This window comes from Rhodopseudomonas faecalis, assembly GCF_003217325.1.
GTDB classification, from domain to species: Bacteria; Pseudomonadota; Alphaproteobacteria; order Rhizobiales; family Xanthobacteraceae; genus Rhodopseudomonas; species Rhodopseudomonas faecalis.
This window is the reverse complement of record NZ_QJTI01000003.1, coordinates 1-15029: the sequence shown is the minus strand read 5'-3', so window position 1 is coordinate 15029 and position 15029 is coordinate 1. Positions and strand designations below refer to the sequence as shown.

Annotated in this window: 14 protein-coding genes; 5 read left to right on the top strand and 9 right to left on the bottom strand. The window is 65.7% G+C overall.

Annotated elements, in window-relative coordinates; all coding sequences use genetic code 11:
- Window positions 1-26 precede the first annotated feature (26 nt).
- From BJ122_RS03490 to mnmA, 3 genes are read right to left on the bottom strand one after another with little or no spacing between them, the layout of a single operon-like run.
- Window positions 27-374, bottom strand: a complete 348-nt coding sequence (locus BJ122_RS03490; protein WP_347337799.1) for a hypothetical protein — start codon at window positions 372-374, stop codon at window positions 27-29.
- A gap of 56 nt (window positions 375-430) precedes the next feature.
- On the bottom strand, window positions 431-1069 hold the full coding sequence (locus BJ122_RS03485; protein WP_110779790.1) for a class I SAM-dependent methyltransferase: 639 nt from the start codon (window positions 1067-1069) through the stop codon (window positions 431-433).
- A 17-nt stretch (window positions 1070-1086) separates the two neighbouring features.
- A complete protein-coding gene (gene mnmA, locus BJ122_RS03480) occupies window positions 1087-2286 on the bottom strand; it encodes a tRNA 2-thiouridine(34) synthase MnmA (RefSeq protein ID WP_110779789.1) in 1200 nt (399 codons plus the stop codon).
- A 412-nt stretch (window positions 2287-2698) separates the two neighbouring features.
- Here mnmA and BJ122_RS03475 point away from each other — a divergent pair, with 412 nt between their 5' ends.
- The gene (locus BJ122_RS03475) at window positions 2699-4168 is read left to right on the top strand and encodes a flagellar hook-length control protein FliK (protein ID WP_110779788.1); all 1470 of its coding nucleotides are present in this window, start codon (window positions 2699-2701) and stop codon (window positions 4166-4168) included.
- Window positions 4169-4180: 12 nt separating this feature from the next.
- Complete coding sequence (locus BJ122_RS03470; protein ID WP_110779787.1) at window positions 4181-4912, top strand: flagellar hook assembly protein FlgD; 732 nt, start codon at window positions 4181-4183, stop codon at window positions 4910-4912.
- Window positions 4913-5063: 151 nt separating this feature from the next.
- Here the strand turns inward: BJ122_RS03470 and BJ122_RS03465 are convergent, their stop codons facing one another.
- A complete protein-coding gene (locus BJ122_RS03465) occupies window positions 5064-5876 on the bottom strand; it encodes a lytic murein transglycosylase (protein WP_110779786.1) in 813 nt (270 codons plus the stop codon).
- Window positions 5877-6124: 248 nt separating this feature from the next.
- Here BJ122_RS03465 and BJ122_RS03460 point away from each other — a divergent pair, with 248 nt between their 5' ends.
- Entirely contained in the window at window positions 6125-6499 is a 375-nt protein-coding gene (locus BJ122_RS03460) for a hypothetical protein (RefSeq protein ID WP_110779785.1), read from the top strand.
- Between the two features lie 144 nt (window positions 6500-6643).
- On the opposite strand, the gene BJ122_RS03455 is transcribed toward BJ122_RS03460, so the two are convergent.
- Window positions 6644-6961: a cupin domain-containing protein gene (locus tag BJ122_RS03455; RefSeq protein ID WP_110779784.1), complete on the bottom strand. Its 318-nt coding sequence runs from the start codon at window positions 6959-6961 to the stop codon at window positions 6644-6646.
- A gap of 135 nt (window positions 6962-7096) precedes the next feature.
- On the opposite strand from BJ122_RS03455, the gene BJ122_RS03450 reads away from it, so the two are divergent.
- Window positions 7097-7519, top strand: coding sequence for a DUF5413 family protein (locus tag BJ122_RS03450; RefSeq protein ID WP_110779783.1), 423 nt, complete (start codon window positions 7097-7099; stop codon window positions 7517-7519).
- Between the two features lie 365 nt (window positions 7520-7884).
- On the opposite strand, the gene rpoD is transcribed toward BJ122_RS03450, so the two are convergent.
- The 3 genes from rpoD to BJ122_RS03435 form a co-directional block, all read right to left on the bottom strand.
- A complete protein-coding gene (gene rpoD / locus BJ122_RS03445; protein WP_110779782.1) occupies window positions 7885-10011 on the bottom strand; it encodes an RNA polymerase sigma factor RpoD in 2127 nt (708 codons plus the stop codon).
- Window positions 10012-10274: 263 nt separating this feature from the next.
- Window positions 10275-12293: a DNA primase gene (gene dnaG / locus BJ122_RS03440; RefSeq protein ID WP_110779781.1), complete on the bottom strand. Its 2019-nt coding sequence runs from the start codon at window positions 12291-12293 to the stop codon at window positions 10275-10277.
- A 158-nt stretch (window positions 12294-12451) separates the two neighbouring features.
- On the bottom strand, window positions 12452-12847 hold the full coding sequence (locus BJ122_RS03435; protein WP_110779780.1) for a gamma-glutamylcyclotransferase family protein: 396 nt from the start codon (window positions 12845-12847) through the stop codon (window positions 12452-12454).
- Window positions 12848-13040: 193 nt separating this feature from the next.
- On the opposite strand from BJ122_RS03435, the gene BJ122_RS03430 reads away from it, so the two are divergent.
- A complete protein-coding gene (locus tag BJ122_RS03430; protein ID WP_110779779.1) occupies window positions 13041-13853 on the top strand; it encodes an N-formylglutamate amidohydrolase in 813 nt (270 codons plus the stop codon).
- A 10-nt stretch (window positions 13854-13863) separates the two neighbouring features.
- Here the strand turns inward: BJ122_RS03430 and BJ122_RS03425 are convergent, their stop codons facing one another.
- Window positions 13864-14721, bottom strand: a complete 858-nt coding sequence (locus BJ122_RS03425; RefSeq protein ID WP_110779778.1) for a DUF2189 domain-containing protein — start codon at window positions 14719-14721, stop codon at window positions 13864-13866.
- Between the last annotated feature and the right edge of the window lie 308 nt (window positions 14722-15029).

Genomic DNA, 15029 nt, shown 5'->3' with positions numbered 1-15029 from the left:
GCGATCACCGGACAGCTCGCCACATCTCATTTCGGTTGCAGGTCCGGCCGGTTCTGCGCGCTGCCGGGCGGCGGGATCACCGGGGTGGTGCCGACATCGGGCGCGGGGATGCGCATCTCGCTGTCGACCCCGGCCGGCGGGCACAGCACGCCATCGGCGCGCGCCAATTGGTCAGACAGCGGCGCGCCGCTCTGGCCGGTGGTGGTGCCGGGGGTGGTGATGGTGCCTTGCTCGGGGGCGACGCGGCTGGGCGCGCATTGCGTCGCGGTCGGCGGCGCGGTTTCGCCCGGACCGGGCGTGACCGGGGGCGCCTGCGCCGCCGCAAGCTGCGGCAGCGCCAGCATCAGGGTGGTCAAGAGCAGGGTGGAGGGCATTCGCATGCCCAGCCAACGATCGGCACCCGACTCTGTTCCGAGCCGTTTGGCCTTGGTCAGCTCTTGCGGAAGCGGATCAGCGAGAAATGGCCGAGCGGCGGCATCGGGCGCCGTTCCGCCAGCGTCACGCCGCCATGGCGCGCCGCCCAATTGGACAGCCGTTCCCACGGAAATTCCGGACGCCAGCCGAGCCGGCGCGCGATCGGCGAGAACGCCAGCTCGAACAGCTTGCGCGGGCCGCTTTCGGCGCCGATGTGGTTCACCAGAATCAATTCGCCGCCGGGCTTGAGCACGCGCACGAAGTCGTCGAGCGTCGCTTCCGGGTCCGGCACCGCGGTGATGACATATTGCGCCACCACGGCGTCGAAGAAGCCGTCGGCGAATGCCAGATTCTTGGCGTCCATCACCCCGAGCATGTCGACATTGCTGAGCTGAAGCGTGCGCACCCGCTCCTGGGCGCGGCGCAGCATCGGCTCGGAAATGTCGACGCCGCATAGTCGCGTGGTGCGCGAATAGTCGGACAGCGACAGCCCGGTGCCGACGCCGACGTCGAGCACGCGGCCGCCGATCGCGTCGGCGACAGCGATGGTCGAGCGCCGGCCGCTGTCGAATACTTTGCCGAACACCAGATCGTAGATCGGCGCCCAGCGCGCATACGCCTTCGCGACGCCTGCGCGATCGATATCATTACCCATGGTCTGCCCCGGTGATGTTAGCCGTGTGCCCCCGCTATCGGCCGAGCGGCCGCTCCGGGGGCGATCACAGCGCTGTTTGCCGCGCGCGGTTCGGCGCTTTTGATGAAGCCGCCGCCCAACACGCGCGCTTGTCCTTCTGGCGCATCGTAGAAAACGCAAGCCTGTCCGGGCGAGACGCCATCCTCGCCGGCCACCAGATCGACTTGATACTCGCCGTCGACCGCGCGCAGCCAGGCTGGCTGCGGCCGGCGCGTCGAACGCACCCGGACATAGAGTTCCAGGCCGTCGCCGACCGCGAGGTCGAGCGAACTGTCGCCGATCCAATTGACGTCGCGCAGCCAGATCCGGTCCATGCGCATCGCGGCCCGCGGCCCGACCACCACGCGCCGGGTCGCGGGCTCGAGCCGCAGCACATAGAGCGGCGCCTGCGAGGCGATGCCGAGGCCGCGGCGCTGGCCGACGGTGAAATGCACGATGCCCTGGTGATGGCCGAGCACGCGGCCATCGAGATCGACGATGTCGCCTGGCTCCATGGCGTTCGGCTTCAGCCGGCCGACCACTTCGGTGTAGCGCCCGGTGGGCACAAAGCAGATGTCCTGGCTGTCGTGCTTGTCGGCGACCGACAGATCGAAGCGCCGCGCCAGTTCGCGCGTTTGCGCCTTGGTCATGTCGCCGAGCGGGAAGCGCAGGAATTGCAGCTGCTCGCGGGTGGTGGCGAACAAAAAATAGCTCTGGTCGCGGTCGGCATCGGCGGCGCACACCAGCGCGCGCGAGCCGTCCGGCAGCCGGCGCGACGACACGTAGTGCCCGGTCGCGAGCGCCTGGGCGCCAAGTTCACGCGCGGTCGCCAAGAGGTCGCCGAATTTGATCGAGCGGTTGCACTCGATGCACGGCACCGGGGTCTCGCCGGTGGCGTAGCTGGTGGCGAAACTGTCGATCACCTGCTCGCGGAACCGGCTCTCATAATCGAGCACGTAATGCGGAATGCCGATCCGGTCGGCCACGGTGCGGGCGTCGTGAATGTCCTGGCCGGCGCAGCAGGCGCCCTTGCGATGGATCGCCTCGCCATGGTCGTACAGCTGCAGCGTGATGCCGACGACGTCATAGCCCTCGGACTTCAGCAGCGCAGCCGTGGTCGATGAATCGACGCCGCCCGACATGGCGACGACAACTCGCGTATCCTGGGGTCGACCCTCAAGGTCCAGACTGTTGAGCATTGGCCCGGTCATTCTGCGTGAGCGGCGGTTCCCGACCGATTGGCAAAACCCTGATGATCTGGGCGAGGCCGGTCGCAAGCAGCGCTGAAGCGTCTCTTTCATATAGTTCGTATGGCAGCGAAGCAATCGTTCGGCCGGCGCTTGATCGGCAAGAGTTGCCGCAGGGCTGCAGGAAACGCCGGTTGCTGGCGTCGTTCCGGCTGGGGTCGTTCGGGTATATTATTGATTAATAACGAGATTGTTCCGGAAGCCTGGCTGGCCCGCTCTTTGCTGAGAGGAGGGCTGAACGAGTGCAAGAGGCGCCACTGTGGTCAGCGTATCGACGGAAACAAGTCTCAATCCTTCCCTGTCCGAGCCGCGCTCTGCGGGCAAACGCGATCGCGCCGAGCCCCATGAGAGTTTTGCGTCGCTGGTGGACGCCAATTCGCTCGCCAGCCGCGCCGATACGCGCAGCAACGTCGATCCGTCGGCCGGTGGCCGGCGCCTAATGGACCGCGAGCCGATGCGCGACAGCCAGCCGGTCAGCGCCAGCAACGCCTCGGACCGCAGCCGGGCGCCGCAGCGCAGCGACGCGCCGCGCGGCGTGGATGCCGCCGATCGTCGTTCCAGCAGCGAGGCCCGCGACAGCAAGGCCGACGCGCCGGCTGCCGACAAAGACAAGCCGAGCCGCGAAGCCGCCAGCTCTGGCGATGCCGGCGCCGCCAAGGCCGACGATAGCGCCAGCCAGGATACCGCGACCTCGTCGAGCCCGGAGGCCGATGGCGAAGCGGCCAAGGCCGACGCCCAGGCTGCCGAAACCCAGGCGGTGGCGCAGACCGTGGTGGAAGCCGTGCCGGTCGCAGTCGCGGCCACTGTCACGGCGCCGACGGCCGCGACTGCGGCGACGACGCCGACCGAAGAGCCGGTGAGCGCCGCGTTGGCATTGGCCGCATTGCAGGCCGACGCAACCAAGGGCGAGCCGCAGCCCGCGGTCACCGCGGAAGCGGCTGCCGATCAGCCTGCGCCCGCGCCGCATCTTGCCGCGATGGTCGCGCAAGCGACCGCAGCCAAGACCGCGATCAAGACCACCGCGACCGGCGAGCAGCCGGCTGATGGCGACGGCACCGAACAGACCAATGCTGCAGCCGGAGAAGCCAAGCCGAAGACGCTCGAAGGCGAGGCGGGTAGCGCTGCGGTTTTGACCGACACCGCCGGCAAGGGTGAGCACAAGGCCGAACACAAGGCGGCGCAGCACGCCGCGCAGAACGAAGCCGCCGCGCAGGGCACGGCACAGTCCGATGCGCCGGTGGCACCGCGCCATCATGCTGACGCCAATGGCAACGGCGTGGTCAATCAGCTCAGCGCGGCCCCTGATCAGGTGCTGACCCCGGCGCCGACGCAGCAGCTGCAGCCGTCCTCGCAGCTGTCCGCCAATGGCATGCCGACCACGCAATGGACCGCGAATGTCGCGACCAATGCCGCGGTGCCGATGAACCGGCTGGCGATCGAGATCGCGGCGACGGCGCAAGCCGGCAACAGCCGGTTCGAGATCCGCCTTGATCCGGCCGAGCTTGGCCGCGTCGACGTGCGCATTGAGGTCGATCGTCATGGCAACGTCACCTCGCATCTCACCGTCGAGAAGCCGGAGACGCTGGCCATGCTGCGCAACGATGCCCAGCAATTGCAGCGCGCGCTCGACGATGCCGGCCTCAAGACCAGCGACAGCGGGCTGCAATTCAGCCTGCGTGACCAGTCGTCGGGACAGAACCAGAATTCGGACGATCAGCAGCCGCACTATCACCGGTTGGAGATCGGCGAGGAAGAAGTGCCGCCGGCCGCGGTGATCGGTCGCAACTATGGCCGCATGCTCGGAGCAGCAGGCGGCGTCGATATCCGGGTGTAGGAGGAGCAGGTCATGTCGTCAGTCGAAGCTACCAAACCGAACACCATCTACTCGGCGCCGTCCCCGGTTAAGCCGTCGGACTCGGGCAGCACGCTGACCAAATCGTCATCGGGCATTGCCGACAACTTTCAGTCGTTCCTGACGTTGCTGACCACGCAGCTGCAGAACCAGAACCCGCTTGATCCGCTGGACACCAACCAGTTCACCCAGCAGCTGGTGCAGTTTGCGGGCGTCGAGCAGCAGCTCAAGTCGAACAGCCAGCTCGAAGCGCTGGTCAAACTGCAGTCCACGGCGCAAGCAACGCAGGCGCTGAACTTCCTTGGCGCCACCGCGATCGTGGACGGCGCGACCACCAACTTGGTGAATGGAAGCGCGGCTTGGGGGGTGAATGTCCCCAAGGCTTCGACGGTCTCGATTTCCATCACCAATGCCGCAGGCCAGACCGTATACTCCGGCGAAGAAAGAATGGCGGCGGGCGATCATCAAAGCTTCGTCTGGAATGGCCGCGGCACCGATGGCACACAATGGCCGGCTGGCAAATACAAGCTGACGGCGGTCGGCAAGGATGCCGATGGCAAGAACGTTGCGATCGCGACCGAGGTTCAGGGCGTGGTCGATTCGGCGGATCTGTCCTCGAACCCGCCGCTGCTGACGATCGGTGGCCAGACCTTCACCGTCGATCAGATCAAGAGGATCGTGATGCCGGCCAGCTATTACAACAGCGGCACCAGCGGCAAGAGCTGATCGCGGCCCTGGGTCCCACTGCTACCAAGCTATCGATCCATCATGGCCGGGCTCGTCCCGGCCATTGACGTTTTGCCTCCGCCTTGCTGGCAAAACGAAGATGCCCGCGACCAGGCGCGGGCATCACGGGTCTTCGGTGGCCGTTGATGGATCAGTTGCCGCCCGCGGCCAGCCGGTCGGCGAAGTAAGCGATGGTCTTGCGATAGACCAAAGCGCGATTCCATTCGCGCATCGCCTCGAAATTCGGCGAGCCTTCCTGATAGGAGCCGCCGGCGCGCCAGCCCGCGGTTTTCAGCAGATTGGCGGTCGAGGCCAGCACATCCGGCACGCTGTGGCGCAGATCGACATGGCCGTTGCCGTCGAAATCGACGCCGTATTTGATGTAGGACGACGGCAGGAACTGGGTCTGGCCGATCTCGCCGGCATAGGCGCCGATCATGTCGCGCAGCGGCAGGTCGCCGCGCTGCACGATCTGCAGCGCCGCCAGCAGTTCGCCCTGGAACAGTTCGGTACGGCGGCAATCATGCGCCATGGTGGCGAGCGTGCGCACCACCGGCAGCTTGCCGGTGTCACCCTTGCCGAAATCGGATTCCAGCCCCCAGATCGCGACCAGAATTTCCGGCGGCACGCCGAATTGCCGCTCGATGCGCGACAGCAGCGAGCCGTGGCGTTGCAGCATCGCCAGGCCCTGCTTGATGCGGCCGGGCCCGACTCGCGTGGCGACGTACTGCTCAAAGGTCTTGTTGAAGGTGCCGCGCTGGCGACGATCGAACGCCAGCACCGCCGGGTCCTGGGTGACGCCGCCGAGCGCGGCATTGATCACGCCCTGGGAAATGCCCGAGGCCGCTGCCTCCTGCGAGATCGCCGCGACGAAGCCCTGAAAATCGCCGCCGCAGCGGGCGGCCTCGGCCGGGCCAGCGGCAAGCACGGCGATTCCGAACAAAGCGATGCGCAATCGGGACATTGTGATGGACTTCCTTGCAGGGGACGGAGGGAACAGCATGGCGGCGAACGGGCTTGTAGCATAGACTTCGTGGAAGAAATTGGACGCCGCCGCGCCAGCCGGCAAGCTTGCTGTGCGATCCGGCCTGGCGTTGGCGGCGAGAGCGTTTTGAGGCAGTCGTTACAAGCCTGTTGAACGGTACGAGTCTGCCGGTGCGAGTTTAGGGAGGCGAGCCGATGCGACGCGGCGAGGGCCCGAGCGGGGCAGGGATGCCAGAGAAGCAGACAGGCGAACTGACGGGCAAGCTGCGCGAGCAGCCGCTGCTGCGGCTATTGGCCATCAATCTGGCGGTCGGCGGGCTGGTAGCGACCTTGCTGCTCGGCGGCCTGTTGTGGCTCAACCCGCTGCGGCTGCGCGATCTGATTTTCGCCGACGCCGCGCCCGGCACCGCGCTCGGGCTGTTGCTGTTCGGCTTCGTGATCACGTTTGGCTCGGCGGCGATGGGCACCGCGATCATGACCATGACCACTGATCGTGACGCGGGCGGCGGTGGCGGCCGGCGCCGACCTGTCGGCGGTGCGCTGCAGCCGGCCGTGGTGCCAGCGCCGTCCCGGACGCCCAGCGGCTCGGCGGCACGCGGCTGACGAAGCCGACGAAGCAATCCAGCTTTGGACCGCCACCCTATACCGAGACGCTCAGTTCGCGTCCCTGGATTGCTTCGCTGCGCTCGCAATGACGGTGGAGCAAAGGTGCCGAGCAACTGGCGCGGTGTCGTTCGTAGTGCACGTTCACGGGAAAAACACCGCGAGCCAGACTGTCGGCGGATCAGCCTGCGTCCACTCCAGACGGTGGCGGCGATGCGGCGCGATGGTGACGTAGCTGCCGGGCGTCATGGTCAGTTCGCCGTCCTCGAAGCGCAGCCGGGCGGCGCCTTGAAGCAGCACCACGAATTCGGTCTCGTCCTGGTCATACCAGAAGCCGGGCGGGCTCGACTGGCCGGTCGATACGATCCGTTCGATGCGCACCGCGCCGCAGGTTAACAGCGTGTCCAGCACTTCGTCGCGGGCGGCGGGCGGCAGCGGGTCGAGCAGGTTTCCGGTCAGCATGTTGAGGCTCACGGCGCGGGGCTGAAGTGATTATGGTAGCACGGCCAAGGTCGCCTGCCGGGGCAAAAAGACCATACCGCTTTCGCCGGAGCTGCCGTAAGCTTCGCCCCAACAGTTTTGGGCGGCGGAGGCGGTATGAAGCGGTATGTGATCTATGGGTTGATTGGCCCGTCGCTGGGCGGCGTCATGCTGCTGTTGGTGATGACGGTGCTGTCCGGCTACTGGACCGGCGGCACGCTGATGGAGCTTGAAAAGTTTCTGCTGATAGCCGTCACGACCATGCAGTACAGCTATCTGTTCGCGCTGCTGCCGTCGCTGGCGATCGCTGCGATCGACGATATCCTGTCGCACTACCCGCAGCTGCATCTGCCGGCGCGCATGGCGCTGTGCGGCTCGATCGCATTCGCCGCCACCGCTTTCATGTATGGCGGCCGCGGCGCCGACGCCGGCGTCAAGCAGCTGGTGCTCTATGGCCTGGTCGGCCTCGTGCCCACGGTGCTGAATTGCTGGCTATCGCGCAACGTGCTGCCGAAGGAAGTGCGCGAACAGCGGGCGTGAGGGGGTTGTGTGAGGGGTGAGCTGCCAGCGGCGGTTTCTCCACCACGTGCAGCAGTCAGTCTGGTCGACACCTTTCCCCGTCATTGCGAGCGAAGCGAAGCAATCCAGCGGGAAGCATGAAGATAGATTGCTTCGTCGCTGCGCTCCTCGCAATGACGGCGAGAGGGCAGCCCGTAGCCCTTAGGGCGGATGAGCCGAAGGCGTAATCCGCCGCAGCTGAGATGGTGGGTTACGGCTGCGCCTAACCCACCCTACATGCGGCGCTGCGCCGGTCCGCCTCATCTATCGCTAAGCTCCAACAAAAATGGCCGGGACGAGCCCGGCCATTTTTCTTATCAGAACGTCGAGAGCGAACGTATCGCCGCTTAGTTATCCAAGAAGCTGCGCAGTTTGCGCGAGCGCGACGGATGCTTCAGCTTGCGCAGCGCCTTCGCTTCGATCTGACGGATACGTTCACGGGTCACCGAGAACTGCTGGCCGACTTCTTCCAGCGTGTGGTCGGTGTTCATGCCGATGCCAAAGCGCATGCGTAGCACGCGCTCTTCGCGCGGCGTCAGTGACGCCAAAACGCGCGTGGTGGTCTCGCGCAGGTTGGACTGGATCGCGGCGTCGATCGGCAGTACCGCGTTCTTGTCCTCGATGAAGTCGCCGAGATGGCTGTCTTCCTCGTCGCCGACCGGCGTTTCGAGCGACAGCGGCTCCTTGGCGATCTTCAAAACCTTGCGCACCTTCTCCAGCGGCATGCCGAGCTTTTCGGCCAGCTCCTCCGGGGTCGGTTCGCGGCCGATCTCGTTGAGCATCTGGCGGCTGGTGCGCACGATCTTGTTGATGGTCTCGATCATGTGCACCGGGATGCGGATGGTGCGCGCCTGGTCGGCGATCGAGCGGGTGATCGCCTGCCGGATCCACCAGGTCGCATAGGTCGAGAATTTGTAGCCGCGGCGATATTCGAACTTATCGACCGCCTTCATCAGGCCGATATTGCCTTCCTGAATGAGGTCGAGGAACTGCAGGCCGCGGTTGGTGTACTTCTTGGCGATCGAGATCACGAGGCGCAGGTTGGCCTCGACCATTTCCTTCTTGGCCTGGCGGGCTTCGCGCTCGCCCTTCTGCACGCTGTGCACGATCTTGCGGAATTCGCCGATCTCGAGGCCGGTGAGCGCCGCCAGCGACTGGATCTCCTGGCGCAGCTCCTTGATGCGGTCCTTCTCGTGATGGACGAAGTTCTTCCAGCCCTTGGCCGACAGTTTTGAAACGCGGTTCAGCCAGCGCGGATCAAGCTCCGAGCCCTGATAGTTGCGCAGGAAATCGTCGCGCGCCACGCCATGGGCGTCGCCGAGCCGCAGCAGCCGGCCTTCATAGGACACCAGCTTCTTGTTGATGTCGTAGAGCTGCTCGACCAGGCTGTCGATGCGGGCCTGGTTGAGGCGCAGCGACTTCACCTCGACGATGATCTCGTCCTTGAGCTTCTTGTACTTGCGCTCCTGCGAGGGCGACAGCGACGGCCCCTGCGGCCCGCTCTCGATCTGGTTGGAGATGTCCTGCTCCTGCAGGCGGCGCAGCTTCTTGTAGTTCTCGGCGATCTTGTCGAAGGTTTCGACCACCTTCGGCTTCAGCTCGGCCTCGATCGCCGCCAGCGACATCTGGTTCTCGAACTCGTCGTCATCCATGTCGGCTTCGGCGGCGGCCTCGGCCGGATCCTTGACCTCGGCGGCCGGAGCCGGCGCGCCGCCGCGGGCGCGGAACGGCGTGGGGGAGGGCGGCGCTGCCGGCGGTGCAGCCACCGCCTCGGCATCCTCGCCATCGCCTTCGCCGTCGGTCTCGCCGGCGTTTATCGCCGGGTTGACGTTGTTCTTGCCCTCGGGGCCGGCATAGGTCGCTTCCAGGTCGATGATGTCGCGCAGGAAGATCTTGCCTTCGTTCAGTTCGTCGCGCCAAATGATGATGGCCTGGAACGTCAGCGGGCTTTCGCACAGCCCGGCGATCATCGCTTCGCGGCCAGCCTCGATGCGCTTGGCGATCGCGATTTCGCCCTCGCGCGACAACAGCTCGACCGACCCCATCTCGCGCAGATACATGCGCACCGGGTCATCGGTGCGCTCGCCGGGTTCCGACTTCTTGGTCTCGGTGACCGCCTTGGCGGTGACTTCGACCAGATCGTTATCGGGCTCGTCGTCGAGCTCGTCCTTGGCGTCTTCTTCCTCGTTGTCGGAGTCATCGGACTCCGACACGTTGATGCCCATGTCGGACAGCATCGACATGATGTCTTCGATCTGCTCCGGCGACGTGGTGTCGGAAGGCAGCACCTCATTGAGCTGATCGAAGGTGACGAAGCCGCGCTTCTTCGCCTGCTTGATCATCTTCTTGACGGCTGCATCCGACAGATCGAGCAACGGCGACGGCGCGTCGGCGGAGTCCTTCTCCGGCGCATCGACGGCCTTGTCGTCCTTGTCCTTATCCTTGGTCTGCAGCGTCTTTGCCTTGGTGACCATTCAATGCTCCTGAAACGCACTCACGCCGGGGACGTTGCCGCCCCCTTTCGGTTCTGATCCATCTCGACGCGGAAAGGGCGGCGCACGGCCACGCCACCCCGTTACTCACTCTCGCCGGTGCTGAACGTTGAGAATTCCGCCGCTCGCCGGACCTCACTTTACCCGGCAGATGTTTAAGCCTCGTTTAACCCTGTTTCTGAAGCCAAATCCTAGATTTGGCGAGTCTTTTCGCGGCGCCGGCGCCGGCCGTCGCCCGAGTTGTGTCACATATTGCGCTGCAACCGTCCCGAAGAAGCGCCGAATCCCTCAATCAATGCTTCCGTCCCCTCGACGTCAGCGAGCCGCTGCTTGACGTCGCGCAGCCATGCGAAGTTCGCTTCGCTCGACTGCTCGCCCAGCGCCAGCTCGGCGTCCTTCAATTCCCTAAGTAATGAGTGCCACTGTCGATGCAAGGCGACCAGCTGATGCCAGGTGGCCCGAACGTCCTCCACAGCGGCCCCGGGCTGCGCGCCCCAGACGTCCTTGGTGGTGATCGCCCGTTCAACACGTTGAAGATGCTCGGTTAATCCCATCGCAACCAATTCTGCACGAAGTCGCTCGCTTTGCGCGGCGGGATCGTCGGGATGATGCTGATGGACATTGGCATAGGCGGCGATGATGCCCGCGCGCAGCCGGTGCGCCTCCGGATGCGCCAGTTCCAGCGCGGCGATCTCCTCCAGCCGGTCGCTGAGCAGCCAGGGGTGGTTGATCAGGCTTTGCACGATCAACGCTTCGCGGCGTGAAACTGCCGTACGCTGGCCGCGCATGATCGGGCTCGCCACCAGGTCGGGGCTGGCGACCTGGTAGGGCTGGCGGCCGAGCCAGCTTGCGGAACCGGGGCCGGCGGGACGGCCGGGGCGGGACGGCATCCGGCCGGCGGCGAGGGAAAAACTGCCCCGCGCCGCAAAGCCGCCCGGCGAATCGCTGCGCGCCCGCCCGCCAAAGCCGCCGCGGCCGGAGCCGAAGCCACCCGCCGGAGCGAATGCCTGGCGCAGCCGCTCGCCAAGGTCCTGGCGGTAATAGCGCCGCACCACCTCATCACGGATCGCGCCGGTCAGCTCATTGATGCGCGCCTCCAGCGCCGCGCGCCGCTCCGGGGTGGCGAAGCTGCCGGCGCCATGCTCGCGCGACCACAGCACATCGGCCAGCGGCCGGGCGGCGCCGATCACCTCATCGACCGCGGCGCGGCCGCCGATCCGGGCGAGATCGTCGGGGTCCTGGCCTTCCGGCAGCAGCGCAAAGCGCAGACTCTTCCCGGGCAACAGATGCGGCAGCGCCAGATCGGCAGCGCGCCACGCCGCCTTGTGGCCGGCCTTGTCGCCGTCGAAACACAGCACCGGCTCCTCGGCCATCTTCCAGAGCAGTTGTAGCTGGTTTTCGGTGAGCGCGGTGCCGAGCGGCGCCACCGTCGCGGTGTAGCCGACCGTGGCCATCGCGATCACGTCGATATAGCCCTCGACCACCACCAGCGGCGCGCCCTGATGGGCGGCGCTGCGCGCGCCGGCGAGGTTGTAGAGATTGTCGCCCTTATGAAACAGCGGCGTTTCCGGCGAATTCAGATATTTGGCCGGCACGTCCTTTTCGAGCGCGCGGCCGCCGAACGCGATCACCCGGCCGCGGGCATCGGTGATCGGAAACATCACCCGGTCGCGGAACCGATCATAGGGCACTGGAATATCGTCGCCGGCGATCAACAGCCCGGCCTCGATCATGTCAGGCACCGGCACCCCGGCCTTGCCGAGATGTTCTTTGAGCGCAAAGCGCTCGCCCGGCGCATAGCCGAGCCGGAACTTGACCTGCGTGGCTGGCGAGATCGCGCGGTCGGCAAGATAGCCGCGCGCCCGGGCGCCGAGCCGCGACGCCAGCGTGTCGCTGAAGAAATGCGCGGCCAGCTCCATCACCTCATAGAGCGACTTGCGATGGCGCTGCTGCTGCGCGGCATCCGGGGTCGGCGCCGGCAGCGCCAGCCCGGCCATTCCCGCCAGCCGCTCGACCGCTTCCGGAAACTCGACGCCCTCGGTGAGCATCACGAAGTCGAAGATCGAGCCGTTCTTCCCGGACGAGAAGTCAAACCACGCCTGTTTCTCGTCATTGACGAAAAACGACGGGGTCTTTTCCTGCTGAAACGGCGACAGCCCCTTCCACTCGCGCCCGGCCTTCTTGAGCTTGACGCGGCGGCCGACCACTTCCGACACCGACAGCCGGGCTTTCAGCTCTTCCAGAAATTGCGGCGTGAAGCGCATCGGATCAGGGGCTCGAAATGTTTCCGGCCGCAGGTGAGGCGGCAACCGTCCATCGATATCGGGTTAGGGCGGGCAAGACTGAGCCGTGCCCGAGTTCTCCCGGTTATCCAGCTTATCCACAGGCCAGGCAATACAGGTCAGGCAATGGCCGTTGCCGCTTACGCCAGGTCGAAGCGCCCGCCTGCGATCAGCGGCATGCCGTCGATCGGCCAGTTATAGAGATAGACCCAGGCCTGCTGTGCGGTTCCGTCCGCGGCGGTGATGGTGCGCAGCTCGCGGCGATATTCGGCGGGCGGCGGCGCATCGGCGCCGCAGCCCTCATAATCGTCGAGTTCCGCCAGCAATTGTGCGGGCTGGCGCAGCCGGAACAGATGGCCGTGCACCCGTTCGTTGTCATCATCGCTGTCGACCAGCCCCGGATAGTGCCGCACCAGATAGAGCCGGCCAGGGCACTGCGCCTCGCCGAGAAAATCGGCGTTGTGCTCCAAGAGCCGCGCCATCGGATGATCAAAGCCGCGCATCAGCGTGCCGTACACGAACAACAGATCCTGCATCGCCCCCACCCTCGCTGCGCCTTGCTTGGTGTTGACGCGGCGCAGCGGTTTTGACAACTGGCGATTGCGCAAAACCAGCCCTGCGCGGCCGCGACACCGCGGCGCAGCAGCGGCTTCTCGGCCGCGTTGGGGATGACAGCGTGGGCGCGACCCGCTACCCCTGCTTTGCAATCGAAGCGAAGTGTTGCCCAAGATGAGCGAGACTGTTGACGACCTGGTCGCTGCCCTGCCGCTGCAGCTTGATCCGGCGCTGCCGCCGGTGATCGAGCGCAATGCCGCGGGCCGTTCGCCATTCCTTTTGGTGTGCGATCATTATGGCCGGCTGATCCCGCCGCAGCTTGCCGATCTCGGGCTGCCGGACAGCGAATTGCAGCGCCACATCGCCTTCGACATCGGCATTGGCGGCGTCGCCGAACGGCTATCCGAGTTGCTCGATGCGCAGCTGATCGCGCAGCGTTATTCGCGGCTGGTGATCGACTGCAACCGGCCGCCGCAAGTCGCGAGTTCGATCCCGGTCTTGAGCGAAGCAACCGAAGTACCCGGCAATCTCAATCTGTCGCCGCAGCAGGCCGAGGCACGCCGCAAGCTGATCTTCGAGCCCTATCATCAGCGCATCAGCGCTGCGATCGAGCAGCGGCTGGCGGTGTCGCAGTCGACCGTGCTGGTGGCGCTGCACAGTTTTACGCCGGTCTATGCCGGGGTGGCGCGGCCCTGGCATGTCGGCGCGCTCTATCACCGTGACACCGTGCTGCCGCCGCTGTTGCTTGACCAATTGCGCGCCGACGGCACCTTGGTGGTCGGCGATAATCAGCCTTACGGCGTCAGCGATCTCACCGATTACACCATTCCGGTGCATGGCGAGGCGCGCGGCCTGATCAGCACCGGCATCGAAATCCGCCAGGATCAGATCGCTGATCCGGACGGCCAGCAGCGCTGGGCCGAGCGGCTGGCGCAGGCTTTTGCGGTGATTGCGGATCGCCTGCGCGCCGCCAAACTGATCGGCTGAGCGTCCGCCATCAATCGCGCGGCGCGGCCCGCGGCATCGGTAGCACCGTCGCCGATGCCACAGGTTCGGCCGGCGCGCTCTGCGGCTGCTCAGCCGCGACCGGCGCCACGATGCGGCGATAGAGATGCCAGGTGGCATGGCCAAGCACCGGCAGCGTCACCAGCAGCCCGAGGAAATAGGGCAGGGTCGAGATCGCCAGCAGCAGCACGATGGTCGCCGCCCAGCCGATCATCGGCAGCGGGCTCGCCACCACGGCGCGCACGCTGGTCACCATCGCGGTGACGAAATCGACGTCGCGTTCCAGGAGCAGCGGAAACGACACCACGGTGAGCGAGAACAGCACCAAGGCCAGCGCCGCGCCGACGCAATTGCCGATCAGCAGGAACACCAGGCCCTCATTGGTGGTCAGCACCACGGTGAGGAAATCCTGGATGCTGGCGAACGAGGTGTTCAGGCCGAGGAACAGCGCGATCAGCAGGCGCACCTGATACATCCAGACGATGAACACAAACAGCGTCACGAATGCCATCCAGCCGATCTCGCTGCGCGAGGTGACGACGCCGAACACCGCGCGCGGCGACAATGGCTCGCCGGCCTCGCGGCGCCGGCTGATTTCATACAGGCCGATCGCCACAAACGGGCCGAGCAGCGCAAAACCGGCGGCGAGCGGATAAGCGAGATACACCAGGCCAAACGCGGTCAGGCTGAGCGTGATGACAATGCCGCCGATCGCATAGACCGCGCCGAACGCCAGGCCATATAGCGGCGCCGCCTGAAAATCGCGCAGTCCCTGGCCGAGCGCTTCGGCGACATCGTGCACAGAAATGCGGCGCACCACGGGATCTTTCTTGCCGGAAATCGAGGTCATCGGCGTCCTCCCTTGCGCGTTATGGAGCGTTGTTGGTCGCGTTATTGGGTGCTGTTAGTTAGTCGCAAAAAGATGCCGCAGGTTTATGGCGATCAAGCCCGATGCTGATCGCAACTGCGTGTTGCTGCGCCGCGTGCGTCAGCAGCGCTGCATCATCGGGAACTGATGTTGTCCGTCACAGCAGCCACGATTTTCTCTCCCCCGCGTAGCGGTGCACGGCTGTCCGGGGAATGATTCAACGTGTCGCAGCGCATGCCCGGCCAAACCAGCGCGAAGCGGGTACTTTCTGGTTGTCGAGACTCAGAAAG